The organism is Streptomyces sp. NPDC060031 (genome assembly GCF_042736805.1).
Classification (GTDB): Bacteria; Actinomycetota; Actinomycetes; order Streptomycetales; family Streptomycetaceae; genus Streptomyces.
On the sequence record NZ_JBHWVM010000091.1, the window covers coordinates 1 to 25,081 of the forward strand.

A 25,081-nucleotide genomic window follows, 5' to 3' on the forward strand; every position below is an offset into this window, starting at 1 on the left:
CCACTGGCTGCACTTCTACAATCACCACCGCGGACACACCGCGCTCGCAGGCAAACCACCCGCCAGCCGCGTCCCCAACCTCACAGGGCAATACATCTAGCCCGCGGCGCGGTCCCCCAGCGCCCGCCGCCGCTGCGCGGCATCCGCCAGAGCCGGCGGGCGCCAGACCCCGTCCGGGCGGTAGAGATTCCGGCCCGGCTCCACGATCTCGTCGATCCGGTCGAGCACATCGTCGTCAAGGACCAGGCCGGCGCCCTTGACCAGCCCCTCCAACTGCTCCATGGTCCGCGGCCCGATGATCACCGAGGTGACGGCGGGATGCGCCACGGGGAAGGCCACGGCCAGCTCCGGCAGCGTGCAGCCCATGGAGTCGGCGAGCTCGACGAGCTGCTCCACGGCCTCCAGCTTCGCGACATTCCCCGGGATCGCCGGGTCGAAGCGCGCCGGCGTCAGCGCCGCCCGACCCGAGGAGAGGTCCACGGGCCCCCCGAGCCGGTACTTGCCGCTGAGGAATCCGGACGCGAGCGGGCTCCAGGTCAGGACGCCCATCCCGTACCGCCGGGCCACCGGCAGCACATCGGCCTCGATCCCACGGGCCAGGATCGAGTACGGCGGCTGCTCGGTCCGGAACCGCGGCAGCGCCCGCCGCTCGGCGACGTGGTGCGCCTCGACCAGCTCCTCGGCCGGAAAGGTCGAGCAGCCGAAGGCCCGGATCTTCCCCGCCGACACGAGGTCACCGAGAACGGACAGCGTCTCCTCGACGTCGGTCCCGTGGTCGGGCCGGTGCACCTGGTAGAGGTCGATCCAGTCGGTGTCGAGCCGCCTCAGGCTGTCTTCCACGGCGCGCACGATCCAGCGCCTGGAGTTGCCGCTCCGATTGCGCCCTTCCCCCATCTGGAAGTGCACCTTGGTGGCGAGCACGACATCGTCCCGCCGCCCCTTGAGCGCCTTCCCCGTGATCGTCTCGGACTCCCCGCCGGAGTACATGTCGGCGGTGTCCACGAAGTTGATCCCGTGGTCGAGGGCAGCGTGGATGATCCGCACACACTCCTCGTGATCGGGGTTGCCCACGGCTCCGAACATCATCGTGCCGAGGCAGTGCGCACTGACCTCGATGCCGGTCCCGCCCAGAATTCGGTATCGCATGCTCATGCGGCCGCACTCTAGGAGTTGAAGTGCACTCCAGATCAAGCTTTTTCGCTCCGGACGGCAGTGAGCGGTGGCGGCCCCGCCGGGCCGCCACTGCTCACGAAAAGGCCGTCCGCGATCAGTCGGCGAGCGGGAGGTAGACCCGGTTGCCCGCGGCGGCGAACTCCGCGGACTTCTCCGCCATGCCCGCCTGGATCTCCTCGGCCTTCAGGTCTCCGCCGTGCTCACGGCGGATGTCCTGGGAGATCTTCATCGAGCAGAACTTCGGCCCGCACATGGAGCAGAAGTGCGCGGTCTTGGCCGGCTCGGCCGGGAGGGTCTCGTCGTGGAACGCGCGGGCCGTGTCCGGGTCGAGGGCCAGGTTGAACTGGTCCTCCCAGCGGAACTCGAACCGCGCGTCCGACAGCGCGTCGTCCCACTCCTGGGCGCCCGGGTGGCCCTTGGCCAGGTCCGCGGCGTGCGCGGCGATCTTGTACGTGATGACGCCGGTCTTCACGTCGTCGCGGTTCGGCAGGCCCAGGTGCTCCTTGGGCGTGACGTAGCAGAGCATCGCGGTGCCCCACCAGGCGATCATCGCGGCGCCGATGCCCGAGGTGATGTGGTCGTAAGCGGGCGCGACGTCCGTGGTCAGCGGGCCGAGCGTGTAGAACGGCGCCTCCTCGCAGATCTCCTGCTGGAGGTCGATGTTCTCCTTGATCTTGTGCATCGGGACGTGGCCCGGGCCCTCGATCATCGTCTGCACGTTGTGGCGCTTGGCGATCGTGTTGAGCTCGCCCAGCGTCTTCAACTCGGCGAACTGCGCGGCGTCGTTGGCGTCCGCGATGGAGCCGGGGCGCAGGCCGTCACCGAGCGAGTACGTGACGTCGTACGCCGCGAGGATCTCGCAGAGCTCCTCGAAGTTCGTGTAGAGGAAGTTCTCCTGGTGGTGCGCCAGGCACCACGCGGCCATGATCGAGCCGCCGCGCGAGACGATGCCGGTCTTGCGGCGGGCGGTCAGCGGCACGTACGGGAGCAGCACACCGGCGTGGACCGTCATGTAGTCGACGCCCTGCTCGGCCTGCTCGATGACCGTGTCCTTGTAGATCTCCCAGGTCAGGTCCTCGGCCCGGCCGTCGACCTTCTCCAGCGCCTGGTAGAGCGGCACGGTGCCGATCGGCACGGGCGAGTTGCGCAGCACCCACTCACGGGTGGTGTGGATGTTGCGGCCGGTCGAGAGGTCCATGACCGTGTCGGCGCCCCACTTGGTCGCCCATGTCATCTTGTCGACCTCCTCCTCGATCGAGGAGGTGACCGCGGAGTTGCCGATGTTGGCGTTGACCTTCACCAGGAAGCGCTTGCCGATGATCATCGGCTCGATCTCCGGGTGGTTCACGTTCGCAGGAAGCACCGCGCGACCTGCGGCGATCTCCTCGCGGACGACCTCGGGGGAGACGTTCTCGCGGATGGCGACGTACTCCATCTCCGGGGTGATCTCGCCCCGGCGGGCGTACGCGAGCTGGGTGACGGCGGCGCCACGGCCCCGACGGGGCTGGCGCGGGCGGCCCGGGAAGACCGCGTCGAGGTTCTTGAGGCCACCGCGGGGCGAGGTGTGCTTGATGCCGTCGTCCTCGGGGCGCGCGGGGCGGCCCGCGTACTCCTCGGTGTCGCCGCGGCCGATGATCCAGTTCTCGCGCAGGGGCGCCAGGCCCCGGCGGACGTCGGTCTCGATCTGCGGGTCGGTGTACGGACCGGACGTGTCGTAGAGCGTCACGTCCTTGCCGTTGGTGAGGTGGACCTGGCGGACCGGCACCCGGATGTCCGGGCGGGAGCCCGCCAGGTAGCCCTTGTGCCAGCCGGGCTGGCTCTCGGTCTGGCCGTCGGCGTCCTGGCTGACGGCAGGCGTGCGTGCGTCCTGAATGGTCATGAGACCTGATCTCCCTACGCCGGCATTACCCGGTAACAGGTTCGGCGGTCGACGCAGCCTTTTCCCGTACGCATTTCCCGCGCGTACGGTGATCAGCGCCCTCTCAGCCCGGTGCTCCGAGCTCCCGCGTTGTGCAAAGGTGCCCCCACGCTAGCGTCATGTGTGGCGTGCTGAACAGTGGGCCCCCTCATCTGTTGCGATGATCTGCTGGTGACGTCCTCGCCGCAGACCCCCACCGAGCACACCGCCCCCATGGCTCATCCAGGTCACGCCGACCATGCGCATGCGGACCCCGGGCACTCGCACGGACATTCCCACGGCCACGGCCCGGCGGCCCCGGTCTCGAAGCACCTGCGCAAGGTCATCGCGGCCGTGTTGATCCCCTTCGCCGCCGCCGTCTTCATCGGCATGGTGGTGCTCTGGCCGGGCGGCGCCCCCGCCCACGAGCGCTCCGGCGTGGGCTTCGACCGCCAGACCCAGCAGGGCAAGGTCGTCTCGCTGTCGCAGGTCGACTGCAAATCGGTCAACGCCTCGCAGGTACCGCCCACCGGCGACACCTCCACACCCGAGGGGCGCGAGGCGCAGGCCGCACAGACCGGCGAGTGCAAGAAGGCCACCGTCGAGGTCGCCACCGGACCGGACAAGGGCCGCACCTTCGTGGAGATCGTCCAGCCGGGCGCGCCGCGGCAGTTGAAGGATGGTCAGGACGTCGTGGTCGCGTACGCGCCGGACGCCCCCCGGGACCTCCAGTACTCCGTGATCGACGTGAACCGCAAGCTCCCGATGGCGCTGTTGGCCGGCATCTTCGCCGTGGCCGTCGTCCTGGTCGGCCGGATGCGCGGGCTGTTCGCGCTCATCGCGCTCGTCGTCAGCTTCGCCGTACTGACCCTCTTCATCCTCCCGGCGATCCTGCAGGGCTCGAACCCGCTGGTCGTCGCGGTCGTCGGGGCCAGCGCCATCATGCTGATCGCGCTCTACATGTGCCACGGGCTCACGGCGCGTACGTCGGTCGCCGTCCTGGGCACGCTCGTCTCACTGTTGCTGATCGGCCTGCTGGGCTCGCTGTTCATCGACTGGGCGTTCCTCAGCGGCAACACCGACGACAACACCGGGCTGATCCACGGGCTCTACCCGGGCATCGACATGAGCGGTTTGCTGCTCGCGGGAGTGATCATCGGATCGCTGGGTGTGCTCGATGACGTGACGGTCACCCAGACCTCGGCGGTCTGGGAACTCCACCAGGCCGACCCGGCGATGGGCCCCCGTGGTTTGTACCGGGCGGGCATCAGGATCGGGCGGGACCACATCGCCTCGGTGGTCAACACACTGGTTCTGGCCTACGCGGGTGCCGCGCTGCCGCTGCTGCTCCTCTTCTCGATCGCCAACAGCAGCATGGGATCCGTGGCCAACAGCGAGCTGGTCGCGGAGGAGATCGTGCGAACCCTCGTGGGCTCGATCGGCCTGGTGGCCTCGGTGCCGGTGACAACGGCGCTGGCCGCACTGGTGGTTTCTGCCGACCGACCGGGATCCCCGGGCGACGCGGTGGCTTCGGGGCCGGCCCGCGGCGGCCGGGGCCGGCGTCGCAAGCGCTGAACGAGGTGGTTCCCGCTGCGCGGACCGGCGGCACGGCTGGTCAGGCCGCACGCACCGCCCGTCGTACGGGAGCGGCAAGGCGGTGCACTCAGCGCGTCGGCACGCTGAGCCGGCGGTGCGGTGCGTCCGGCGGTCAGCCCGCGTTCTGTTCGTTCTGCCGGGACTCGGCCAGGATCTTGCCGAGCTCCTCGTCCAGGTTCTCTTCGAAGTCGCCCAGGTTTCGTTCCTGACCGAGCGGAACCAGTCGATCGGTGCGGTCGAGGAAGGCGACGAGCGGCGCCGCGCTGGCACGGAACAGTGCCCGGTCGGCCCCGACCTGGAGCCGGATGTGGACGTCCGACAGCTCATCCGGATGGGTGGGGGCGATGTGCACATCGCCGTCACCGCACGGCTTGTTGATGCCGTCCAGCAGTAGTTCCCGGCCGAACGCCCATGTCACGGGCGCATCTCCGGGCAAGTGGAAGGTCAGGCGGATTGCGTAGGGGTCACGAGCGTCGTACCGGAGCTCCACCGGGATCCGGAACGAGAGCTCCTCGGAAACGAGGAAGCTCATCATGACCTCTGCCTGTACCGACTCGCGCATGCGTACCCCGCTGTTGTGGAAGTGGCCAGGAATGATCCCCCAGGGCCCTCTTGACAAGAGTGGTGGAAGCGCCAGCAGATCACAAGGAGTGAGTTTTCAGATACTGATAGAGAACGAGAGGGTGCTCAACAGCGCGCCTACTTCACTCCGTAGTCGATCGACCGCATAGAGCAACCGGGCTTCTTGATGCAGGGGAAGGGAAATGGCCATGGTTGCGGCGGTATCGCCGGCGGTGATCGGAATGGCCGCACACACCGTGCCCAGTACATATTCCTGACGCTCTGTCACCGGTTGCATCCGGCCCATGGCACCGATGCGCTCCTCCAGGGTCCGCATATCGGCCACGGTGTATTGGGTGACCGCCTGGACGGGGTGGCGGTCGAAGTGGTCCTTGCGCGTCTTCTCGCCGAGCTGTCCGAGCAGGCACTGCCCGATGGCGTGCGCGTGGCCGGTCGCACGGAAATCGGCCGACTCTTCGCAGGCCGGGTGGGCCGGGGTGTCCGATACGCCCACGACCTCGATCTCACCCTCGCGGTAGACCGCGAAGTAGACGGGCGCCTCGACCGCGTCGCGGAAGTGCGCGAGGGAGTCGAGGATCATGCTGCGACGTTTCTGCTGGAGCCCGCCGCCGGCCAGCCGCCCCGCGGCGTCACCCAAGACGAACACACCGCTCTCCCGGCGCAGGTAGCCCTCGTGGGTCAGGGTTCGCAGGAGGTGGTACGCGGTGGGAAGCGGGAGCCCGGCCTCGCGCGCCAGTTGCTTCGCCGGAGCTCCCTCGCTATGGGAACCCGCCGCTTCGAGCAGCCTCAGCGCCCTTTGCACCGAACCGATCAGAGTCGGCACACCGGCATTGCGAACCGGAGACAAAGCTCACCCCCAGGCGTGGCGGCGGGCCGTGGGGGCCCGCCCTGCGGGGGCCGCCCCCGCGCGTGCCGTGGCTCCTGGGGGTCGTGCTCGGCGAGTTGCTGTACATCACCGCAGGTCAGGGCGGTGATACCGGCTTTCGGGCCCAGGTGGCGGCACAGATTGCCACTCTATCCGCCGATTCCCGCAGTGTGAGCGGTTTGGGGTGTCACGTTCCCTCACCTGGGTTAATCCCGTTACCGGCCGGCTTGCGCCGTTCTAACACTCGCCTACCACTCGCCAGAGGAGGACTTCGAGCTCCTGCCGCTGAACTTCTTCACGAGGAAGACCAGACCGCCGACCAGAGCGGCGAAGAGCAGGACCTTGAAGACGATTCCGATCAGCGTGGCCAGCACGCTGGTGATCACACCGCCGAAGACGAAGAGCACCAGCAGCGGAACGGCGACCCACTTAACCCACCAAGGCATGCCTGCGAATGTCTCTCGGATGCCGTCCATGTCCTCAACCTCTTCCTCGTCCGTGACTTCCTGCTTTCGATGCTAGGAGGCCATGGACGCCGGCGGAGGGCCGCGAGCCCCCGGAGTCCCCTGATCCGCCCCCTAGGGGGATCAGGGGCCCGACCCTCACCCGGGCGCCTCCGCTCACGCCTCCGGCGGGGAGAAGACCACCATCACCTTCAGGTTCTCGGTGATGTGGTGGAACTTGTGCGGGACCCCGGCCGGGACGTAGACCACGCTGCCGTTCGCCACCGTCGTGGTCTCCTCTCCCACCGTGATCGAAGCGCGGCCGCTCACGACGAAGTACACCTCGTCCTGCCCGTGCGGCTGCTGCGGGTCGCTCTGCCCGGCATCGAGCGCGTACAGCCCGACCGACATGTTCCGCTCACGCAGGAACTGCAGATAGGCGCCGTCGTTCACGGCCCGTTCCGCTTCGAGCTCGTCCAGCCGGAAGGCCTTCATCTTCGCTGTGCCCCTTGTGCTCTCTCGTCCGGCTGCCATCAGCAGATCTGCCGATGTTCCACCGGGATCTTCTCTGCCACGATCAGACACATGACAAATTTCGTAGTCAAGACGCTCGCCAACGCGGCGGCCCTGGCCGTCGCCATCTGGCTCCTCGCGGGCATCACCCTGGACGACGGCAGCAGCATGGGCCGCCGCACGCTCACCCTGATCCTGGTGGCGCTGATCTTCGGCCTGGTCAACTTCATCGTCAAGCCCGTGGTGAAGCTGTTCTCCCTGCCGCTGTTTATCCTCACCCTCGGCCTGTTCACCCTCGTCGTGAACGCCCTGATGCTGCTGCTGACCTCGTGGCTGGCCAAGCAGTTCGACCTCAGCTTCCACGTCGACAATTTCTGGACCGCGGTCATCGGCGCCCTGATCATCTCCATCGTCTCCTGGGCCGTGAACATGGCCCTGCCCGACAAGAGCTGAAGCGCCCGCCCATGTACCGCGTCTGCTTCGTCTGCACCGGCAACATCTGCCGCTCGCCCATGGCCGAGTCCGTCTTCCGCGCCCGTGTCGCCGAGGCCGGGCTCGACCACCTGATCGAGGTCGACAGCGCCGGCACCGGCGGCTGGCACGAGGGTGACGGCGCCGATCCGCGCACCGTCACCGTGCTGGAGGCCGCCGGGTACGAGCAGGACCACCGGGCCCGGCAGTTCCGGTCCACCTGGTTCGCCGGACTCGACCTCGTCATCGCCCTCGACGCCGGGCACCTGCGGGACCTGCGCGCCCTGGCCCCCACCCCGCAGGACGCCGCCAAGGTCCGGCTGCTGCGGTCGTACGATCCCGCGGCCACGGCCGCGCAGAGCGACGTACCGGATCCCTACTACGGGTCCCTCGACGGGTTCGAGGAGTGCCTGGCGCTGGTCGAGGCGGCAAGTGCCGGCCTGCTGGACGCCGTACGCGAAGCCGTGAAGGAGCCCACCCCATGAGCGCACACGACAGCGCCGGCGCCGCATCCGCGGACCGGCTCGGCGACGGCACCCGCGCCGTCCGGGCCGGCCTGCCCGAGCCGGTCAGGAACGAACCGACCATGCCCGGGCCGGTCTTCGCCGCCCACTTCCACCTCCCCGGCGACGTCGAAGGCCCGTACACCTACGGCCGCGACACCAACCCCACCTGGACCCTGCTGGAGCAGGCCATCGGGGAACTGGAGGCGCCCGGCGAGGACGGCGTGCACACCGTCGTCTTCGCCTCGGGCATGGCCGCCGTCTCCGCCGTGCTCCTCTCCCAGGCCCGCACCGGCGACACCGTCGTCCTGCCCTCCGACGGGTACCAGGCCTTGCCGCTGCTGCGCGAGCAGTTGGAGGCCTACGGCATCCGCGTGCGCACCGCCCCCACCGGTGACGACGCGCAGCTCACGGCCCTCGACGGGGCCCGGCTGCTGTGGATCGAGACCCCGTCCAACCCCGGGCTCGACGTGTGCGACGTGCGCCGCCTCGTGGACGCGGCGCACGCCGGCGGGACCCTGGTCGCCGTCGACAACACGCTCGCCACCCCGCTCGGCCAGCGCCCCCTGGAACTCGGCGCCGACTTCTCCGTCGCCAGCGGCACCAAGGGCCTCACCGGCCACGGCGACGTACTGCTCGGCTACGTCGTCTGCCGCGACCCGGAGCTCGCCGCGGGCATCCGCCGCTGGCGCAAGATCGTCGGCGCGATCCCCGGTCCCATGGAGGCCTGGCTCGCCCACCGGTCCCTGGCCACCATCCAACTGCGCGCCCAGCGCCAGTGGGCCAACGCCCTCGCGGTCGCGGAGGCACTCGCCGAGCGCGCCGACGTAAGCGGACTGCGCTACCCCGGACTGCCGGCGGACCCGTCGCACAAGACGGCCGCCCGCCAGATGCGGGGCTTCGGGTCGGTGGTCTCCTTCACCTTGCCCGACCGCGCGCACGCCGAGCGCTTCATGGCGGCCCTGCACCTGGTCGAGGACGCGACCAGCTTCGGCGGGGTCCGGTCCACCGCCGAGCGGCGCGGACGGTGGGGCGGCGACGACGTGCCCGAGGGCTTCATCCGGTTCTCCGCCGGGGCCGAGGACACCGAGGACCTCGTCGCGGACGTGCTGCGAGCCCTTGATCGCGCGGGCCAGGGCGCCTGAGACCCGCGTGAACGCGCCACGGAAAAGCGGTCCGAGCCTCCCCCCAAGTGGCTCGGACCGCTTCGGGTTCCGCGCGCGAAGAACCACTTGCACAAGGCTAGTTGACTCGGTGTCAGAGTCCAATCACGGTAACGACAGGACCCTATCGGCATATTTATAGTTGAAGGCCCCCACCGAGAGGGGCCGAAATGGACCTGGCCCTGTTGCGCACCTTCGTCGCCGTGCACCGGGCCGGCTCGTTCACCCGGGCCGCCGCGCTCCTCGGGCTGTCCCAGCCCGCCGTCACCTCCCAGATCCGCACGCTGGAACGCCAACTGGGCCGACCCCTCTTCCACCGCCGCGCCCGCGGCGTCACCCCCACCGCCGTCGGCGACGAACTCGCCCACAAGGCCGCTCCCCACCTCGACGCCCTGCTGCGGATCACCGAGTCGGAGCGCGAGGCCGTCGGCGGCGCACGGACCCTGCACCTCGCCGGGCCCCCCGAGTTCCTGAGCCTGCGTGTCCTGCCCGCGCTCGCACCGCTGGTAGGGCAGGGCCACACCCTGCGCACCGCCCTGCAGACCGACGCCGCGGAGACCCTCGAAGGGCTCGCCGCCGGACACCACGACCTCGTCGTCACCACCGCCCGCCCGCGCGGCGCGCTCTTCAACGCCGCCGCCCTGTGCGACGAGGAGCACGTCCTGGTGGCCGCGCCCTACTGGGCCGCCCTCATCGATCCGGAGCGGCTGCGCGAACACGGCACCGACGCCCTGGAGGGCATCCCGCTCGTCGAGGTGCACGAGAGCCTGCCGCTGGTCGCCCGCTACTGGGCCACCGTCTTCGACGCCCTGCCCGATGCGGCGGCCACCGTCGTCACACCCGATCTGCGGGCCGTACTGGAATGCGTCCGGGCCGGCGCCGGGCTCGCGGTCCTGCCCCGCTACCTCTGCCAGGACGCGCTGGACCGCGGGCAGGTCGTCGCCCTGCTGGAGCCCGCGGTCCCGCCGCTGCGCACGTGGTTCCTCGTCGTACGCAGCGGCAGCCTCGCCCTCGCCCACCTCGCGAGGGCCCACGCACGGCTGCTGAGCGCCGGCGCGCAGTGGTGAGCCATCGGGTTCCGGCCGCCGACGCGTTTCAGAAGCGGAGTCCTGGGCCACTCTTCTCCCATGACCGAACGTCCCGTGGTCAAACGCACCGCCCGCGCGATCCTGCTCGACGGTGACGACCTGATCCTCATCAAGCGCACCAAGCCCGGCATCGACCCGTACTGGCTCACTCCCGGTGGCGGAGTGGAATCCTCGGACGCCACCGTCGTCGACGCCCTCCACCGAGAGGTCCACGAAGAACTAGGCGCGAAGATCACCGATGTGGTGCCCTGTTTCGTCGACACCGTCGAGCACATCGCCGACCGGGGGGTGACCGGCGTCAAGGTGCAGCACTTCTTCGTCTGCCACCTCGAATCCATGGATCCCGGGCTACGGCACGGCCCCGAGATCGACGAGCCCGAGGGCGAGTACGAGATCGTCCGCGTGCCCTTCAGCCGGGTCGGCATCGCCGCCGTCCACCTCGTCCCGCTGTCCCTGCGCCACTACCTCGACGGCAACATCGAGGGAGTGCGCGCCATGCACGCTCCCGACCTGGGCTGATCCACCGCCCGGCCCGATCCCTTGGCCCGGGCCGGCTCCCGGCCCGGGCCGACCTGTGGAGTGCGGGCGCCTGCCGGTGTCAGCCGGCGACGCCTGCCAGTTCCTCCACGGCGTCGTGCCGGATCCGCTCGCCGGGGATCCCGATCCGCTTCAGGGCGTCCACTCCGCTGCGGATCATCGCCGCGGGGCCCGAGATGAAGGCGTCGTACGAGCTCCAGAGCCCGTGCGTGCCGACCGCCTGGGGCAGTTGCCCTGCCAGCCCGTCGGCGCCCACCACCGGCCGCACCGAAAGCCACGGGTGGGTGCGCTGGAGCCCCAGCAGGGTGTCCTTGTCGTACAGGTCGCTGTCACTGCGCGCGCCGAAGAACACCTCCACCGGGCGTCGTTCACCGTGCTCGGCCACGTCCTCGATCAACGCCTTGATCGGCGCGATTCCGGTGCCACCGCCCAGGCAGAGCATGCCGTTGTCGGTGCTGTGGTCCACGACCATCGATCCTGCCGGCGGCCCGAGCCTGATCACGTCCCCGGGCCGGGCATGGCGTACCAGCGCGTTGGAGACCCAGCCCGCCGGGACGGCCTTGACGTGGAAGGACAACAGCCCGTCGGTGCGTGGCGCCGAAGCGAAGGAGTAGTGCCGCCACACCCGCGGCCACCACGAGGTCTCCAGGCTCGTGTACTGACCTGCCAGGAAGGCGTAGGGCTGGTCGGGGCGCACGGTGATCACGGCGATGTCCGGGGTGCGCAGATCGTGGGAGACCACTTCGGCATGCCACCATGCCGGGGCCTTCATCTCGTCCTCGGCCGCCGCGTCGATCATGATCTGGGAGATCGTGGTGTACGCCCGCACCCAGGCGGCCTGGGCCTCGGGCCCCCAGGTCAGCTGCGCGTAGCGGGCCAGCGCCCCGATGAGGGCCTCGCCCACCAGCGGGTAGTGGCCGGCCATGGTGCCGTACTTGCGGTGCCCCGCGCCCAGCCTGCGCAGGTACGGGACGAGGACGTCGGGATCGTCGATGTGCTCGGAGGCGGTCAGCAGCGCCTTCAGCAGCCGGTCTCGCTGCACGTCCATCGCGGCGGGGAACATGCCCCGGACTTCCGGCTGGCCGGTGAACACCAGGGCGTAGAAATACGAGGTCACCTTGTCGGCGACGGGTGCGATCTCCGCGAGCGTACGGCGGATGAGTACGGCATCGGGGGAGGGCTCGGTCGCGCCGCCCCCGGAGGGTATCCGAGCCGGCCTTCGTCTGGCCGGTCTGGTGGGCGGAGCGTCCATGCGGTGCCTCGCTTCAAGCATCTCGGTCAGTCTGCACGCGCCACGGCCTCAGATCCGTGGTTCCGGGTTTCACAGCGTGCCAGCCCTTTCAAGGGCTTGCGGGGAAATGCGGGAATTCCGCGTTTCGAACCCACTTTCCTCTTAAGATGCCTCAACTCCCGGGCGCGCCCCGCCTGCCAGCTGATAGGCCTCCCGCAGGTCCCGGCCCGTGTAGACATGGGTCGCCCGCTCTGCCAGGTACGGCCGTGCGTTGACCGCCACCGACCGGGGCACCGCGTCGAAGAGCGCCACATCGGTCAGGGAATCCCCGTACGCGACACAGTCGTCCCGGCTCACCCCGTACTGCGCGCACAGCCGGTCAGCGACCGTGACCTTGCCCTCGGGCGTCAGGATTCCCGCCACGTCCACAGGCCGGGTGAACGGCACCTCGGGGAAGAGCGAGCCGTGCGCGGCGTGCGCGCCCCACTCCAGCAGCAGCTCCACGAAGAACGACGGCGACAGCGAGATCACCGCGCAGTAGTCCCCGCGTTCCCGGATCTCCTGCCACACCTCGCGGATCCCGGACAGCCACGGGGAGCCCTCGAACGCCGCCCGGACATGAGCGGGGGTCAAGCCGGTCCAGAGGCTCTGCGCCGCCACCGAGAACTGGTGGGGGCCGATCTCCTGGGCGCCGAAGGCCCGCTCCAGTTCGGCGATCTCAGCTGTCAGCCCGAGCTGCCGGGAGATCTCGACCGGGGCCGCCGAGCCGTACATCAGCGTCCCGTCGAGGTCGAAGAGGTGCAGGGTGGTCATAGCCATCGAGGCTAGCCCGTCACATTCACGCGGAGCACTATGTTTCACGTGAAACATCGGCTGGTTTCACGTGAAACATCCAGTCCCCCCATCCTCTGGTCCAAATCCTCTGGACGGCCTCCGGCCGATGATCCAGTCTGGGCCGGTGACACCACCACAGCTCACCGAACTCCCGATCCGCGCGCTGACCGTGGACGACCTCCGCCACTGCGCCGATCTCTCCGAGGACCGCTGCTGGCCACGCGAGGACCACAAATGGGGACTGCTTCTCGCCGCCGGAAGCGGCTACGGCATCGACGCCCCTGACGGCCGGGGGCTCGCCGCGGCCTGCGTCGTCACCCCGTACGGACACACCAAGGCCGAGCCGGAGCTCGCCGCCATCGGTATGGTCCTGGTCGCCGACCGCTACGCCCGCCAGGGCCTGGGCCGTCATCTGATGGCGTACGTCTGCGACGACGTCCTGAAGGGCGTACCGCTCACCCTGCACGCGACTCCGAACGGCCGCCCCCTCTACGAGGAGCTCGGCTTCGACACCACGGGACGCGCCGAGATGCTCCGCGGCACGTTCCGCCGTGACGAGACCGCTCCCGCGACGGGCACCGTCCCGGTCCGGCCGGCCACCGCCGAGGACATCTCACGGATCCTCCGCCTGGACGCCGAGGTCTTCGGCGCTGACCGCACCCACCTGATCACCCGGCTGCCCGCCTTCACGGACCGGTTGCTGGTCGCCGAGGACTCGGCCGGCGAGCTGATCGGCTACGCCGCGATCTGGCCCAACATGGAGACCCATGTCATCGGCCCGCTGATCGCCCGCGACCAGGCCACCGCCGAGGCGCTCGTCGCCGGCCTCGCCGCCACGACCGAACGACCGCTGCGCACCGACGTCGACGTACGCCACGAGGAGCTGCTCGCCTGGCTCAAGGACCGGGGCCTCGACTCCGTGGCCTTCAACGCCGTCATGACCCGAGACACCACCGGCCTGCCCGGAGACTGGACCCGCCGCTGGGCTCCGCTCACCGTGGCAGCCGGCTGAGAAAGGATCCACCCGACCATGACGGAAGCCACCCCCGAGCTGGCGATTCGCCCGGCTGCCGAGGAGGACCTGCCCGCGATCGTCGCCATGCTCGCCGACGACCCGCTGGGCTCGACCCGTGAATCCCCGGACGACCTCACCCCGTACGCGGCGGCCCTCAAGCGCCTGACCGACGACCCCCACCAGCACCTGGTCGTCGCCGTCCGCGGGGACCGTGTCGTCGGCACCCTCCAACTCACGATCGTCCCCGGCCTGTCCCGCAAGGGCGCCACCCGCTCGATCATCGAGGGTGTCCGCATCCACGCCGATGAGCGCGGCAGCGGCCTGGGCACCCGGTTCATCGAGTGGGCGGTCGAGCGGTCCCGCGCCGAGAACTGCCAACTCGTGCAGCTCACCTCGGACGTAACCCGCACCGACGCCCACCGCTTCTACGAGAGGCTCGGTTTCACCGCCTCCCACGTGGGGTTCAAGCTCCAGCTCTGACCGGTCCCGGACTCGAAGGGGGAAAGGCCGGGACGCCAGGTGCGTCCCGGCCTACGATCGGAAGGATGAGCAGCCTTCCCCTCATCACCACCGCCGAGCGCCGCCGCCGGCTCGGCCGCCGGCACCGCCTGGCTCCGTCGGCCCGTGCCGCAGAGGCGGCCCAGGCCGCGGACTCCGTCGTCGCCCTGCACGCCACCGACGCCGCGACCGTCTTCCTCTCGGCCCGAGCCCGGCTGACCGAAGGCGGGCCCGCCGCGATCGAGCGGGCGCTCTACGAGGACGTCAGCCTCGTCCGGCTGCTCAGCATGCGGAACACGCTCTTCGCAGTCTCCAGCGAACTCGCCCCGTACGTGGACTCCTCCACCGCCCGGGGCATTGCGGTGAAGGAACGGCGCACCCTCCTCAAGCACTTCGCCGAGGACGGCGAGGGCCTCGATGCCGCCTGGCTGGCCACCGCCGAGGCCGCCACGCTCGAAGCCCTCGACGACCGTGGCCCCTGCACGGGCAGCCAGCTCTCCGCCGCCGTACCGGCCCTTCGCCAGAAGATCACCATCGGCCGCGGCAAGAAGTACGAGACGGAGACCGGGGTCGCCACCCGGGTCATCCGGCTCTTGGCCGCCGACGGCCGGATCCGTCGCGACCGGCCGCGCGGTTCGTGGACCTCCAGCCAGTTCCGCTGGGTCCACTCCGAGCCCTGGCCCCCTGTACCGGCCGCCGAGGCCCGTACCGAGCTCGCCCGCCGCTGGCTCCATGCCTACGGCCCTGCCACCGAGGCCGACCTCAAGTGGTGGACCGGGTGGACCCTCACCGATGTCCGCAAGGCCCTGGCCGCCGTCGGCCCCGAGCAGGTGCGGCTCGATGACGGCACCACTGCCCTCGTCGGCCCCGGCGACGCCGCGCCGGAACCCGCCACCGAGCCCTGGGCGGCCCTGCTGCCCGGTCTCGATCCGAGCGGTATGGGGTGGGCCGACCGCGGCTTCCACCTCGACCCGGCGCACCGGCCGGCCCTCTTCGACCACGCCGGCAACATCGGTCCCACCGTCTGGTGGAACGGCGAGATCGTCGGCGGCTGGGCGCAGCGTGCCGACGGCTCCATCGTGCACCGACTGCTGGGAAGCCCCGGCCGCGACGCCGAGCAGGCGGTCGCCGCCGAAGCCGCCCGGCTCGCCGAGTGGATCGGGGACGCCCGCATCACCCCGCGCTTCCGCACCCCGCTGGAGCGCGAACTCGTCGCATAGAAACGCGAGTACTAGCCGATGCCGCGCCAGCCCTGCGGATCCACCCCGCCGGGCACCGGAGCCTGCGCGTCGTACGGCTCCCGCGTGAACACGAACGAGCCCAGATCGAGATGGCTCACCGCGCCGTCCGGCCGCCGCACGGCCCGCAGCGACTCCCCCGCGTAATAACCCGCCAGGCCGGTCCAACTGCCGTCCGGCTCCAGCCGGAACCTGGCCGCCCGCCCCGTCGCCCCCAGCGCGCCCAGCTCCAGCAGGCCGTCCGCGGTCAACCGGAGGGCGTACGCGCCCGTGCCCCAGTACCAGGGCCCGCACAGCTCCAGCGCCACCGGATCAGCCTCCCCGAACGGCCGCCACGGCTGGGGGAAGGACGGCTCCGCGTCCGCCACGATCGTCACGAGGTCCGCGGCCACCGTCGCGGCCGGCAGCCCCGATGTGCAGTTCGCCAGCACCACGGCCGCCACGTCGTCCGCCTCGCTCAGCCACAGCCCCGCGACGAACCCGGGCAGCGAGCCGGAGTGCCCGGCGAGCCGACGCCCGGCGTTGTTCATCAACTGCATGCCGAGTCCGTACCCGAGGTCGACGGCCCCCGGCTCCGGGGGAGCCGCCGCCGTACGCATCTCCCGTACCGTCTCGGCGCTCAGCACCCGCTCGTCACCTCGTACGAGGAAGACCGCGAAGCGCGCCAGGTCGGCAGTCGTGGACCACAGTTGACCGGCCGCGGCCATCAGCCCCAGGTCCTCCAGAGGCTCCGGCATCATCACGTCGGCCCACGGATGCACCGCCCATCCCCCGGCGTGGGGAGCCTGCGGCTGAGCGCTCGTACGGTGCAGCCCCAGCGGCTCCAGCACTTCGGCGTGCAGCACCTCTTCCCACGGTTTCCCGCGCACGGCCTCCACCAGCGAACCCAGCAGCGTGTAGCCGGGGTTGGAGTAGTGGTGCCGCCGGCCGGGCTCGTGCCGGAAGGGCTGCTCGCCCAGTACGTCCGAGAGCTCGGGCCGCAGCGCCGCGGACGAGCGTTCCCACCACTCGCCCGGGGTCTCTGCCGCCAAGCCGCCGGTGTGGGCCAGGAGCTGACCGACGGTCACCTCGCCGACACCCGTCCCCGGCAGATACTTCTCCACCGGATCCCCGAGCCCCAGCAGCCCCTCGTCCCGCAGCCGCAACACCAGAACGGCCGTGAAGGTCTTGGTGATCGAGCCGATCCGGTACTGCACGTTCCCATCGGGGCCGTGGCCTTCGGCGGAGGTCCGCGACCCCTCCCAGACCACTTCGCCTCCGCGCACCACGGCCGCCACCACAGAGGGGGCCCGCCCGTCCCTCTGCGCGACGGCGATCCGGTGCCCGAGCGCGCGGCGGGTGGCGGGAAGCAGCTCCAGGTCTTCAGATAGGGCATCCATGATCGGATGCTACGTGTTGGCCATGTCCACGAACCGCGAATAATGGCCCTGGAAAGCGACGGTGATCGTCGCCGTGGGGCCGTTACGGTGCTTCGCCACGATCAGGTCGGCCTCGCCCGCACGGGGCGACTCCTTCTCGTACGCGTCCTCGCGGTGGAGCAGGATCACCATGTCGGCGTCCTGCTCGATGGAGCCGGACTCACGCAGGTCGGAGACCATCGGCTTCTTGTCGGTGCGCTGCTCGGGGCCACGGTTCAGCTGGGACAGCGCGATCACGGGGACCTCCAGCTCCTTCGCCAGCAGCTTGAGGTTTCGCGACATGTCCGAGACCTCCTGCTGGCGGCTCTCGGGACGGCGCGAACCGCCCGACTGCATCAGCTGGAGGTAGTCGATGACCACGAGCGAGAGGTCGTTGCGCTGCTTGAGCCGGCGGCACTTCGCGCGGATCTCCATCATCGACAGGTTGGGGGAGTCGTCGATGTACAGCGGGGCGGCGGAGACGTCCGGCATCCGGCGGGCCAGCCGGGTCCAGTCGTCGTCGGTCATCGTGCCGGAGCGCATGTGGTGCAGCGCCACGCGGGCCTCCGCCGATAGCAGGCGCATCGCGATCTCGTTGCGGCCCATTTCGAGGGAGAAGATGACGCTCGGCAGGTTGCTCTTGATGGAGCAGGCACGGGCGAAGTCCAGCGCAAGGGTGGACTTTCCCATGGCGGGGCGGGCCGCAATGACGATCATCTGGCCCGGGTGGAGGCCGTTGGTCAGCGAGTCGAGGTCGGTGAACCCCGTGGGGACACCGGACATCTGGCCGCTGCGCGACCCGATCGCCTCGATCTCGTCGAGGGCGCCCTCCATGATGTCGCCCAGCGGCAGGTAGTCCTCGGAGGTCCGCTGCTCGGTGACGGCGTAGATCTCCGCCTGGGCGCTGTTGACGATCTCGTCGACGTCGCCGTCCGCGGCGTAACCCATTTGCGTGATCTTCGTACCGGCGGCGACCAGGCGACGCAGTACCGCCCGCTCGTGGACGATCTCCGCGTAGTACTCGGCATTCGCCGCGGTCGGGACGGACTGCACCAGTGTGTGCAGGTACGAGGCCCCGCCCACCTTGCTGATCTCGCCGCGCCGGGTCAGCTCGGCGCCGACCGTGATCGGGTCGGCCGGCTCGCCCTTGGCGTACAGGTCGAGGATCGCCTGGTAGATCGTCTCGTGCGAGGGCCGGTAGAAGTCGTGGCCCTTGAGCACCTCGACCACGTCGGCGATGGCGTCCTTGGAGAGCAGCATGCCGCCGAGCACGGACTGCTCGGCGTCGAGGTCCTGCGGTGGGACGCGCTCGAACCCGCCTCCGCCGCCGTCCCAGGAGCCGCCCTCGCGGCCTCGGCCGTGCTGTTCGTCCCCGCGGCCGCGGCCTTCCCCGCCACGGCGCGGACGGGCGGGCAGACGGTCTCCTGGACCACTGTCGGCCCAGGGGTCGTCCATGGGCTCGGGCATGCTCACCGGGCCGCCTCCTCCCGTCCGCAACGCGGACCTCGCCGTGTCACTCTTTCTACGACACGGCTCTGACATTTGGGGCACCCGAATCCGCTGTCGGCGAGTCGGGCAACGAACCACGGTAGGCCCGCGGGCGACGTCAGCCAATCCTGTTATCCACAGGCTGTGTGGATGAGATGTGGACGACGGCGCCAATGCTGTGGGTAAGTCCCCGGAAGCTGTGTACGGACCGGGGGACGACGCTGTGGACAAAATCACCTGACCCACCCCGTCACCCCTTCTGACCTGCGATTTCTTTCTCCGCAGCCTGTGCGGCGGAAAAATATTGGCCACTGTCTCAAGATCGCCACCAACGAGGTGCGGAGAACGCGCAAGTCAGCGCTTCGGTAAGGATTCAAACACCCTTGCGTCTATTACCTGTGGAAGATTAGATTGAGCCCATGACACAGGCCCCCACAGCGCCGAAGGCTGCCCCGAGACGGCACGACCGAGAGATCTTCGCACTCGCCGTCCCCGCCTTCGGCGCACTCGTCGCCGAACCCCTCTTCCTGATGGCCGACAGCGCCATCGTGGGACACCTCGGCACGCCCCAATTGGCCGGCCTGGGCATCGCCGCCGCTCTGCTGACCACCGCCGTGAGCGTCTTCGTCTTCCTCGCCTACGCCACCACCGCGGCCGTGGCCCGCCGTGTCGGCGCGGACGATCTGCAGGCAGCCATCCGGCAGGGAATGGACGGGATCTGGCTCGCCCTCCTCCTCGGCGCGGCCGTCATCGCCTTCGTCCTGCCCGCGGCGCCCTGGCTGATCTCCCTGTTCGGGGCCTCCGACACCGTCGCCCCGTACGCCGTCACCTATCTGCGCATCTCCGCCCTCGGCATCCCGGCCATGCTCATGGTGCTCGCCGCCACCGGTGTCATCCGCGGCCTCCAGGACACCCGGACCCCGCTCTACGTAGCCGTCGGGGGCTTCGCCCTCAACGCGGGTCTGAACGCCGCACTCGTCTACGGCGTCGGCCTCGGCATCGCCGGCTCCGCCTGGGGCACGGTCATCGCCCAGTGCGCCATGGCCGCCGCCTACCTCGTCGTGGTCGTCCGCGGCGCCAGACGGCACGGCGCCTCACTGCGCCCCGACGCCACCGGCATCCGGGCCTGCGCCCAGGCCGGCGTGCCGCTGCTGGTCCGCACGCTGTCGCTGCGCGCGGTCCTGTTGATCGCAACCGCCGTTGCAGCCCGGCTGGGCGACGCCGACATCGCGGCCCACCAGATCCTGCTCGCCCTGTGGAGTCTGCTGGCCTTCGCCCTGGACGCCATCGCCATCGCAGGGCAAGCCATCATCGGCCGCTACCTGGGCGCGGGCGACACCGAAGGCGCGAAGGCCGTCTGCCGCCGCATGGTCCAGTGGGGGATCGCCTCCGGGATCGTCCTGGGCATTCTCGTGATCGCGGCCCGCCCGCTCTTCATCCCGCTGTTCACCAGTGATCCAGCGGTCAAGGACGCCATGCTCCCCGCCCTCCTCGTAGTGGCCCTCTCCCAGCCGGTGTCCGGGATCGTCTTCGTCCTCGACGGAGTCCTGATGGGCGCAGGCGACGGCCGATACCTGGCCTGGGCCATGCTGCTGACGCTCGCCGTGTTCACCCCGGCCGCACTGCTCGTCCCGGCCGTGGGCGGCGGCCTGACCACGCTCTGGTGGGCCATGACGCTGATGATGCTGGTCCGGATGGCCACCCTCCAGCTACGCGCCCGATCGGGCCGCTGGCTGGTCTCGGGGGCCACCCGCTAGGAGCAAGTTTCACGTGGAGCGAGCGTGTTTCACGTGAAACATCGCGGAGTCCCCTGCGGGAGCCTCGATGTTTCACGTGAAACATCCGCCGTTCCACGGTTCCCCCGGTGTCCGGAAACGACGAAGGGCCGCACCCCAGCGGGTGCGGCCCTTCATGCGCAGCCCTTAGGCGGCGACGACCTCGATGCCCACGTTCGCGGCCACGTCGGCGTGCAGACGCACGGAGACCTGGTACGAACCGAGGGTCTTGATCGGGGAGCCCAGCTCAACGCGGCGCTTGTCGACCTTCGGGCCACCGGACGCCTCGATCGCCGTGGCGATGTCGGACGGAGTGACGGAACCGAACAGACGACCGGCGTCACCCGCGCGGGTGGCCAGACGAACCTTCACGCCCTCGAGCTTGGCCTTGACCTCGTTGGCCTGCTCGATGGTCGCGATCTCGTGGATCTTGCGGGCGCGGCGGATCTGCGCCACGTCCTTCTCGCCACCCTTGGTCCAGCGGATCGCGAAACCACGCGGGACCAGGTAGTTGCGAGCGTAACCGTCCTTGACGTCGACGACATCGCCGGCGGTGCCGAGGCCAGAGACCTCGTGGGTCAGGATGATCTTCATTATTCGGTCACCCTTTCCTTATCGCGCGGTGGACGTGTAGGGCAGCAGCGCCATCTCACGGCTGTTCTTCACGGCCGTGGCGACGTCACGCTGGTGCTGCGTGCAGTTGCCGGTAACGCGGCGGGCACGGATCTTGCCGCGGTCGGAAATGAACTTCCGCAGCATGTTCGTGTCCTTGTAGTCCACGTACACGGTCTTGTCCTTGCAGAAAGCGCAGACCTTCTTCTTAGGCTTGCGCACAGGCGGCTTCGCCATTGTGTCTCTCCTGTGTGATCAAGAAGTGGGGGTGCGAGCTGCCCTAGAAGGGCGGCTCGTCCGAGTAGCCACCGCCGGAGCCGCCGGAGCTTCCGCCCCAACCGCCACCGCCGCCGCCCTGCTGCTGCTGGCCGCCGGCCGGCGCGCTGGACGCCCACGGGTCGTCGGAGGGAGCTCCGCCGCCCTGCGGGGCGCCGCCACTGGGGGCTCCGCCCCAGTTGCCACCGCCGCCGCCCTGCTGCTGACCGCCGCCGCCGTATCCACCCTGGCCACCGCGACCGGTGGTCTTGGCGACCTTGGCCGTGGCGCTCTTCAGGCTGGGGCCGACTTCCTCGACGTCCAGCTCGTAGACCGTGCGCTTGACACCCTCACGGTCCTCGTACGACCGCTGCTTCAGCCGGCCCTGCACGATGACGCGCATGCCCCGCTGAAGGGACTCGGCGACGTTCTCCGCCGCCTGACGCCAGACCGAGCAGGTCAGGAACAGGCCTTCGCCGTCCTTCCACTCATTGGTCTGCTTGTCGAAGATGCGGGGAGTGGACGCGACACGGAACTTCGCGACCGCCGCACCCGAGGGGGTGAAGCGCAGCTCGGGGTCGTCGACGAGATTGCCGACGACCGTGATGACGGTCTCGCCTGCCATGGATGAACCTCTCGGCGGGGATTGCTGCTGGGCTGCTGTGCTACTCGGTCCCGATTACCGCTGAACCGAAGTTCAGTGGGTCTCGGGGCGAAGGACCTTGGTCCGGAGAACCGACTCGTTCAGGTTCAGCTGTCGGTCAAGCTCCTTGACGACCGCAGGCTCGGCCTGAAGGTCGATGACCGAGTAGATGCCCTCGGGCTTCTTCTTGATCTCGTAAGCGAGACGACGACGGCCCCAGGTGTCGACCTTCTCGACCTTTCCGTTGCCCTCACGGACGACGGAGAGGAAGTTCTCGATCAGCGGGGAGACAGCGCGCTCCTCGAGATCGGGGTCGAGGATGACCATCACTTCGTAGTGACGCATGTGGAACCCACCTCCTTTGGACTCAGCGGCCACGGTCGTTCCGTGGCAGGAGGGTCGTGATGCGTGCGCACGGCGTCCAAGAGCAGACACCGCGCAGCTGTACAGACTACCTGCTCGACTCCTTCCGGTTGAAATCCGGCGCCAGGGGGACACAATCTGTATCCATCGGGTGTGCTCGGTGCTATGCCCCCGGCCCCTGCCGGAGGTGGGCCCGCAGCACCGCTCTGCTTCAGCCAGGAGGTGCCTTCCGATGGCACAGGCAATGCGACCCCAGTCCTCCATCTCGCTCTTCGCGACCGACGGCAAGCCCCACCCGCTCCAGGACGCCCTGATGGCGGTCACCCTGGTCCTGGGCGCCGTGGCGTTCATCACGGGGTTCTTCGACCATCTGCACCTGCTCAGCTCGTGGACCGGGCTGATCGGGATCCTGACCGGCGCCTACGGACAGTTCATCTCCGTCACGACACGCGAGCGCTTCGCGCTGATCATCGGGCTGGGGGCCTCGGCCATCGGCTTCTTCCTGGGCATGGCCCACGGCGGACTGTTCGGCGGCTGGCTGGGCTGACCGGGGGACCTCCACGACAGGGCGCCGGCCTCCCACCGGCCCAGGCCCGGCCTGTCCCCCAGATGGGTGGCGCCCTTGTCGCAGTAGGCTTCGCGCCATAGCCAGCGAAGCCGCCGGAGGAGACGCCCCGTATGAGCCTGTCCCTGAGGACCATCAGCCGAGAGCAGCATCTGGGGTACCTCCAGAGCCTGCCCTCGGCTAGCCACTGCCAGGTCCCGGCGTGGGCCGACGTGAAGAACGAGTGGCGTTCCGAGAACCTCGGCTGGTTCGACAAGTCCGGCGAACTCGTCGGCGCCGCCCTCGTGTTGTACCGGCAGCTGCCCAAGGTGAAGCGGTACCTCGCGTACCTTCCCGAGGGCCCGGTCATCAACTGGTACGCCCCCAACCTGGAGGAGTGGCTCCAGCCGATGCTGGCGCACCTCAAGCAGCAGGGCGCCTTCACCGTGAAGATGGGCCCGCCCGTCGTCATCCGCCGCTGGAACTCCACCGCCATCAAGGCCGGCATCCAGGACCCGGAGGTCAAGCGCCTGCGTGACGTGGAGGCCTCGCACATCGAGCCCCGCGCCTTCGAGGTGTCCGACAAGCTGCGCCGCATGGGCTGGCAGCAGGGCGAGGACGGCGGCGCCGGTTTCGGCGACGTACAGCCCCGCTACGTCTTCCAGGTGCCGCTGGCCAACCGCTCGCTGGACGACGTCCTCAAGGGCTTCAACCAGCTGTGGCGCCGCAACATCAAGAAGGCCGAGAAGGCCGGCGTCGAGGTCGTCCAGGGCGGTTACGACGACCTGGAGACCTGGCAGCACCTGTACGAGATCACGGCCGAGCGCGACAAGTTCCGCCCGCGTCCGCTCAGCTACTTCCAGCGCCAGTGGACGGCCCTCAACTCCGAGGACCCCAACCGGATGCGGCTGTACATCGCCAAGCACGAGGGGGAGCCGCTGGCTGCCGCCACAATGCTCACCGTCGGCCAGCACGTCTGGTACTCGTACGGGGCCTCCGCCAACCACAAGCGCGAGGTGCGGCCCTCGAACGCCATGCAGTGGCGCATGCTGCGCGACGCCTACGCGCTCGGCGCCGGCGTCTACGACCTGCGCGGCATCAGTGACACCCTGGACGAGAACGACCACCTGTTCGGCCTCATCCAGTTCAAGGTCGGCACGGGCGGCGAGGCCGTCGAGTACGTCGGCGAGTGGGACTTCCCGCTCAACAAGCTGCTGCACAAGGCGCTCGACATCTACATGTCGCGCCGCTGAACCACCCCGCCCCACCCACACACACCGACCGCTGCACCACGCAGCTTTCCGAGAGAGGCTCCGGACGGGCATGGCGCTCACGCTCTACGTCGACACCGCGCGCTGGCGTGCGCACCAGAAGCAGATCCAGGACCAGTTCCCCGGGCTGATCCCGGTCTGCAAGGGCAACGGCTACGGCTTCGGCCACGAGCGGCTGTGCGAGGAGGCGACCCGGCTGGGCGCCGACATCCTGGCCGTCGGGACCACCTACGAGGCGGCCAGCATCAAGGACTGGTTCGGCGGGGACCTGCTCGTCCTCACGCCGTTCCGGCGGGGCGAGGAGCCGGTGCCCCTGCCTGACCGGGTCATCCGCTCGGTGTCCTCGGTGGACGGGGTCCGCGGCCTGGTCGGCGCCAGGGTGGTCATCGAGTGCATGAGCTCGATGCGCCGCCACGGCATCTCCGAGCAGGACCTGGGCCAGCTGCACGCGGCGATCGAGGACGTCCGTCTGGAGGGCTTCGCCCTGCACCTGCCCCTGGACCGCCCGGACGGCTCGGACGCCGTCGAGGAGGTCATCAGATGGATGGACCGGTTGCGCGCGGCCCGGCTGCCGCTGCACACCATGTTCGTCAGCCACCTCAAGGCCACGGAGCTCGCCCGGCTCCAGCAGCAGTTCCCGCAGACCCGCTTCCGGGCCCGCATCGGCACCCGGCTGTGGCTGGGCGACCACGAGGCGACCGAATACCGCGGCGCGGTCCTCGACGTCACGCGCGTCGCCAAGGGGGACCGGTTCGGCTACCGCCAGCAGAAGGCCGCCTCCGACGGTTGGCTGGTCGTGGTCGCCGGCGGTACCTCGCACGGGGTGGGTCTGGAGGCTCCCAAGGCCCTGCACGGGGTGATGCCGCGCGCCAAGGGCGTCGCCCGGGCGGGTCTGGCCACCGTCAACCGCAACCTGTCGCCGTTCGTGTGGGCGGGCAAGCAGCGCTGGTTCGCCGAGCCGCCGCACATGCAGGTGTCGATCCTGTTCGTGCCCTCGGACGCGACCGAGCCGAAGGTCGGCGACGAGCTGGTGGCTCACCTGCGCCACACCACCACGCAGTTCGACCGGGTACTCGACGCCTGACG

27 protein-coding genes and 1 riboswitch are annotated in these 25,081 nt (G+C 69.7%); of the genes, 13 read left to right on the forward strand and 14 right to left on the reverse strand.

What is annotated here, in order from left to right:
- Positions 1–96: 96 nt before the first annotated feature.
- On the reverse strand, positions 97–1,146 hold the full coding sequence (locus tag ACFWB8_RS30195) for an aldo/keto reductase (protein ID WP_385234146.1): 1,050 nt from the start codon (positions 1,144–1,146) through the stop codon (positions 97–99).
- 121 nt (positions 1,147–1,267) lie between these two features.
- Complete coding sequence (gene thiC / locus ACFWB8_RS30200) at positions 1,268–3,052, reverse strand: phosphomethylpyrimidine synthase ThiC (protein WP_385234070.1); 1,785 nt, start codon at positions 3,050–3,052, stop codon at positions 1,268–1,270.
- Positions 3,047–3,190: riboswitch (TPP riboswitch) on the reverse strand. (Overlaps the previous gene by 6 nt.)
- Before the next feature lie 114 nt (positions 3,191–3,304).
- Here thiC and ACFWB8_RS30205 point away from each other — a divergent pair.
- Positions 3,305–4,645: a YibE/F family protein gene (locus ACFWB8_RS30205; protein WP_385234149.1), complete on the forward strand. Its 1,341-nt coding sequence runs from the start codon at positions 3,305–3,307 to the stop codon at positions 4,643–4,645.
- Between the two features lie 133 nt (positions 4,646–4,778).
- Here the strand turns inward: ACFWB8_RS30205 and ACFWB8_RS30210 are convergent, their stop codons facing one another.
- From ACFWB8_RS30210 to ACFWB8_RS30225, 4 genes are all read right to left on the reverse strand, one after another.
- The gene (locus tag ACFWB8_RS30210; RefSeq protein WP_385234073.1) at positions 4,779–5,228 is read right to left on the reverse strand and encodes an SsgA family sporulation/cell division regulator; all 450 of its coding nucleotides are present in this window, start codon (positions 5,226–5,228) and stop codon (positions 4,779–4,781) included.
- Positions 5,229–5,324: 96 nt separating this feature from the next.
- Positions 5,325–6,071, reverse strand: coding sequence for an IclR family transcriptional regulator (locus tag ACFWB8_RS30215; RefSeq protein ID WP_385234076.1), 747 nt, complete (start codon positions 6,069–6,071; stop codon positions 5,325–5,327).
- 290 nt (positions 6,072–6,361) lie between these two features.
- The gene (locus ACFWB8_RS30220; protein WP_385234079.1) at positions 6,362–6,589 is read right to left on the reverse strand and encodes a DUF5326 family protein; all 228 of its coding nucleotides are present in this window, start codon (positions 6,587–6,589) and stop codon (positions 6,362–6,364) included.
- A 144-nt stretch (positions 6,590–6,733) separates the two neighbouring features.
- Positions 6,734–7,051 (reverse strand): cupin domain-containing protein, encoded by a 318-nt coding sequence (locus tag ACFWB8_RS30225; RefSeq protein ID WP_385234082.1) that lies wholly within the window; start codon positions 7,049–7,051, stop codon positions 6,734–6,736.
- 90 nt (positions 7,052–7,141) lie between these two features.
- Between ACFWB8_RS30225 and ACFWB8_RS30230 the strand changes: the two genes are divergently transcribed.
- The 5 genes from ACFWB8_RS30230 to ACFWB8_RS30250 all read left to right on the forward strand — a co-directional run bounded on the left by ACFWB8_RS30230 (position 7,142) and on the right by ACFWB8_RS30250 (position 10,813).
- Positions 7,142–7,522: a phage holin family protein gene (locus ACFWB8_RS30230; RefSeq protein WP_385234085.1), complete on the forward strand. Its 381-nt coding sequence runs from the start codon at positions 7,142–7,144 to the stop codon at positions 7,520–7,522.
- An 11-nt stretch (positions 7,523–7,533) separates the two neighbouring features.
- A complete protein-coding gene (locus ACFWB8_RS30235; RefSeq protein WP_385234088.1) occupies positions 7,534–8,025 on the forward strand; it encodes a low molecular weight protein-tyrosine-phosphatase in 492 nt (163 codons plus the stop codon).
- Positions 8,022–9,188, forward strand: coding sequence for a cystathionine gamma-lyase (locus ACFWB8_RS30240; protein ID WP_385234091.1), 1,167 nt, complete (start codon positions 8,022–8,024; stop codon positions 9,186–9,188). The genes ACFWB8_RS30235 and ACFWB8_RS30240 overlap by 4 nt, the downstream gene beginning before the upstream one ends.
- A 188-nt stretch (positions 9,189–9,376) precedes the next feature.
- Complete coding sequence (locus tag ACFWB8_RS30245) at positions 9,377–10,273, forward strand: LysR family transcriptional regulator (protein ID WP_385234094.1); 897 nt, start codon at positions 9,377–9,379, stop codon at positions 10,271–10,273.
- 60 nt (positions 10,274–10,333) lie between these two features.
- Complete coding sequence (locus tag ACFWB8_RS30250) at positions 10,334–10,813, forward strand: NUDIX domain-containing protein (protein WP_385234097.1); 480 nt, start codon at positions 10,334–10,336, stop codon at positions 10,811–10,813.
- 79 nt (positions 10,814–10,892) lie between these two features.
- On the opposite strand, the gene ACFWB8_RS30255 is transcribed toward ACFWB8_RS30250, so the two are convergent.
- Together ACFWB8_RS30255 and ACFWB8_RS30260 are read right to left on the reverse strand one after the other, a co-directional pair.
- Positions 10,893–12,104: a globin domain-containing protein gene (locus tag ACFWB8_RS30255; protein WP_385234100.1), complete on the reverse strand. Its 1,212-nt coding sequence runs from the start codon at positions 12,102–12,104 to the stop codon at positions 10,893–10,895.
- Between the two features lie 120 nt (positions 12,105–12,224).
- On the reverse strand, positions 12,225–12,875 hold the full coding sequence (locus tag ACFWB8_RS30260) for an HAD family hydrolase (RefSeq protein WP_385234103.1): 651 nt from the start codon (positions 12,873–12,875) through the stop codon (positions 12,225–12,227).
- Between the two features lie 145 nt (positions 12,876–13,020).
- Here ACFWB8_RS30260 and ACFWB8_RS30265 point away from each other — a divergent pair, with 145 nt between their 5' ends.
- From ACFWB8_RS30265 to ACFWB8_RS30275, 3 genes are all read left to right on the forward strand, one after another.
- Positions 13,021–13,908, forward strand: coding sequence for a GNAT family N-acetyltransferase (locus tag ACFWB8_RS30265; protein WP_385234106.1), 888 nt, complete (start codon positions 13,021–13,023; stop codon positions 13,906–13,908).
- Between the two features lie 18 nt (positions 13,909–13,926).
- Positions 13,927–14,391, forward strand: a complete 465-nt coding sequence (locus tag ACFWB8_RS30270) for a GNAT family N-acetyltransferase (protein ID WP_385234109.1) — start codon at positions 13,927–13,929, stop codon at positions 14,389–14,391.
- Between the two features lie 65 nt (positions 14,392–14,456).
- Positions 14,457–15,629 (forward strand): winged helix DNA-binding domain-containing protein, encoded by a 1,173-nt coding sequence (locus ACFWB8_RS30275; protein ID WP_385234112.1) that lies wholly within the window; start codon positions 14,457–14,459, stop codon positions 15,627–15,629.
- Between the two features lie 11 nt (positions 15,630–15,640).
- Here the strand turns inward: ACFWB8_RS30275 and ACFWB8_RS30280 are convergent, their stop codons facing one another.
- Both ACFWB8_RS30280 and dnaB read right to left on the reverse strand, forming a co-directional pair.
- The gene (locus ACFWB8_RS30280) at positions 15,641–17,026 is read right to left on the reverse strand and encodes a serine hydrolase domain-containing protein (RefSeq protein WP_385234115.1); all 1,386 of its coding nucleotides are present in this window, start codon (positions 17,024–17,026) and stop codon (positions 15,641–15,643) included.
- Positions 17,027–17,035: 9 nt separating this feature from the next.
- Positions 17,036–18,499, reverse strand: a complete 1,464-nt coding sequence (dnaB, locus tag ACFWB8_RS30285; protein ID WP_385234152.1) for a replicative DNA helicase — start codon at positions 18,497–18,499, stop codon at positions 17,036–17,038.
- Between the two features lie 452 nt (positions 18,500–18,951).
- On the opposite strand from dnaB, the gene ACFWB8_RS30290 reads away from it, so the two are divergent.
- Positions 18,952–20,289, forward strand: coding sequence for an MATE family efflux transporter (locus ACFWB8_RS30290; protein ID WP_385234118.1), 1,338 nt, complete (start codon positions 18,952–18,954; stop codon positions 20,287–20,289).
- Positions 20,290–20,454: 165 nt separating this feature from the next.
- Here the strand turns inward: ACFWB8_RS30290 and rplI are convergent, their stop codons facing one another.
- The 4 genes from rplI to rpsF form a co-directional block, all read right to left on the reverse strand.
- The gene (rplI, locus tag ACFWB8_RS30295; protein ID WP_365921833.1) at positions 20,455–20,901 is read right to left on the reverse strand and encodes a 50S ribosomal protein L9; all 447 of its coding nucleotides are present in this window, start codon (positions 20,899–20,901) and stop codon (positions 20,455–20,457) included.
- An 18-nt stretch (positions 20,902–20,919) separates the two neighbouring features.
- Positions 20,920–21,156 (reverse strand): 30S ribosomal protein S18, encoded by a 237-nt coding sequence (rpsR, locus tag ACFWB8_RS30300; protein ID WP_003956534.1) that lies wholly within the window; start codon positions 21,154–21,156, stop codon positions 20,920–20,922.
- Between the two features lie 43 nt (positions 21,157–21,199).
- Entirely contained in the window at positions 21,200–21,799 is a 600-nt protein-coding gene (locus ACFWB8_RS30305; protein WP_385234122.1) for a single-stranded DNA-binding protein, read from the reverse strand.
- Between the two features lie 72 nt (positions 21,800–21,871).
- Complete coding sequence (gene rpsF, locus ACFWB8_RS30310; RefSeq protein WP_015034882.1) at positions 21,872–22,162, reverse strand: 30S ribosomal protein S6; 291 nt, start codon at positions 22,160–22,162, stop codon at positions 21,872–21,874.
- Between the two features lie 250 nt (positions 22,163–22,412).
- Between rpsF and ACFWB8_RS30315 the strand changes: the two genes are divergently transcribed.
- The 3 genes from ACFWB8_RS30315 to ACFWB8_RS30325 all read left to right on the forward strand — a co-directional run bounded on the left by ACFWB8_RS30315 (position 22,413) and on the right by ACFWB8_RS30325 (position 25,079).
- Positions 22,413–22,727: a hypothetical protein gene (locus tag ACFWB8_RS30315; protein WP_385234125.1), complete on the forward strand. Its 315-nt coding sequence runs from the start codon at positions 22,413–22,415 to the stop codon at positions 22,725–22,727.
- Positions 22,728–22,858: 131 nt separating this feature from the next.
- Positions 22,859–23,977 (forward strand): lipid II:glycine glycyltransferase FemX, encoded by a 1,119-nt coding sequence (locus tag ACFWB8_RS30320; RefSeq protein ID WP_385234128.1) that lies wholly within the window; start codon positions 22,859–22,861, stop codon positions 23,975–23,977.
- A gap of 70 nt (positions 23,978–24,047) precedes the next feature.
- A complete protein-coding gene (locus ACFWB8_RS30325) occupies positions 24,048–25,079 on the forward strand; it encodes an alanine racemase (RefSeq protein WP_385234131.1) in 1,032 nt (343 codons plus the stop codon).
- Positions 25,080–25,081 lie beyond the last annotated feature (2 nt).

Excerpts from the sequence above, each read along its gene's own strand:
- ACFWB8_RS30195 (WP_385234146.1), bottom strand. The coding sequence starts at position 1,146 with ATGCGATACCGAATTCTGGGCGGGACCGGCATCGAGGTCAGTGCGCAC.
- thiC (WP_385234070.1), bottom strand. The coding sequence starts at position 3,052 with ATGACCATTCAGGACGCACGCACGCCTGCCGTCAGCCAGGACGCCGAC.
- ACFWB8_RS30205 (WP_385234149.1), top strand. The coding sequence starts at position 3,305 with ATGGCTCATCCAGGTCACGCCGACCATGCGCATGCGGACCCCGGGCAC.
- ACFWB8_RS30210 (WP_385234073.1), bottom strand. The coding sequence starts at position 5,228 with ATGCGCGAGTCGGTACAGGCAGAGGTCATGATGAGCTTCCTCGTTTCC.
- ACFWB8_RS30220 (WP_385234079.1), bottom strand. The coding sequence starts at position 6,589 with ATGGACGGCATCCGAGAGACATTCGCAGGCATGCCTTGGTGGGTTAAG.
- ACFWB8_RS30225 (WP_385234082.1), bottom strand. The coding sequence starts at position 7,051 with ATGAAGGCCTTCCGGCTGGACGAGCTCGAAGCGGAACGGGCCGTGAAC.
- ACFWB8_RS30230 (WP_385234085.1), top strand. The coding sequence starts at position 7,142 with ATGACAAATTTCGTAGTCAAGACGCTCGCCAACGCGGCGGCCCTGGCC.
- ACFWB8_RS30235 (WP_385234088.1), top strand. The coding sequence starts at position 7,534 with ATGTACCGCGTCTGCTTCGTCTGCACCGGCAACATCTGCCGCTCGCCC.
- ACFWB8_RS30240 (WP_385234091.1), top strand. The coding sequence starts at position 8,022 with ATGAGCGCACACGACAGCGCCGGCGCCGCATCCGCGGACCGGCTCGGC.
- ACFWB8_RS30245 (WP_385234094.1), top strand. The coding sequence starts at position 9,377 with ATGGACCTGGCCCTGTTGCGCACCTTCGTCGCCGTGCACCGGGCCGGC.
- ACFWB8_RS30250 (WP_385234097.1), top strand. The coding sequence starts at position 10,334 with ATGACCGAACGTCCCGTGGTCAAACGCACCGCCCGCGCGATCCTGCTC.
- ACFWB8_RS30255 (WP_385234100.1), bottom strand. The coding sequence starts at position 12,104 with ATGCTTGAAGCGAGGCACCGCATGGACGCTCCGCCCACCAGACCGGCC.
- ACFWB8_RS30260 (WP_385234103.1), bottom strand. The coding sequence starts at position 12,875 with ATGACCACCCTGCACCTCTTCGACCTCGACGGGACGCTGATGTACGGC.
- ACFWB8_RS30270 (WP_385234109.1), top strand. The coding sequence starts at position 13,927 with ATGACGGAAGCCACCCCCGAGCTGGCGATTCGCCCGGCTGCCGAGGAG.
- ACFWB8_RS30275 (WP_385234112.1), top strand. The coding sequence starts at position 14,457 with ATGAGCAGCCTTCCCCTCATCACCACCGCCGAGCGCCGCCGCCGGCTC.
- ACFWB8_RS30280 (WP_385234115.1), bottom strand. The coding sequence starts at position 17,026 with ATGGATGCCCTATCTGAAGACCTGGAGCTGCTTCCCGCCACCCGCCGC.
- dnaB (WP_385234152.1), bottom strand. The coding sequence starts at position 18,499 with ATGGACGACCCCTGGGCCGACAGTGGTCCAGGAGACCGTCTGCCCGCC.
- ACFWB8_RS30290 (WP_385234118.1), top strand. The coding sequence starts at position 18,952 with ATGACACAGGCCCCCACAGCGCCGAAGGCTGCCCCGAGACGGCACGAC.
- rplI (WP_365921833.1), bottom strand. The coding sequence starts at position 20,901 with ATGAAGATCATCCTGACCCACGAGGTCTCTGGCCTCGGCACCGCCGGC.
- rpsR (WP_003956534.1), bottom strand. The coding sequence starts at position 21,156 with ATGGCGAAGCCGCCTGTGCGCAAGCCTAAGAAGAAGGTCTGCGCTTTC.
- ACFWB8_RS30305 (WP_385234122.1), bottom strand. The coding sequence starts at position 21,799 with ATGGCAGGCGAGACCGTCATCACGGTCGTCGGCAATCTCGTCGACGAC.
- rpsF (WP_015034882.1), bottom strand. The coding sequence starts at position 22,162 with ATGCGTCACTACGAAGTGATGGTCATCCTCGACCCCGATCTCGAGGAG.
- ACFWB8_RS30315 (WP_385234125.1), top strand. The coding sequence starts at position 22,413 with ATGGCACAGGCAATGCGACCCCAGTCCTCCATCTCGCTCTTCGCGACC.
- ACFWB8_RS30320 (WP_385234128.1), top strand. The coding sequence starts at position 22,859 with ATGAGCCTGTCCCTGAGGACCATCAGCCGAGAGCAGCATCTGGGGTAC.
- ACFWB8_RS30325 (WP_385234131.1), top strand. The coding sequence starts at position 24,048 with ATGGCGCTCACGCTCTACGTCGACACCGCGCGCTGGCGTGCGCACCAG.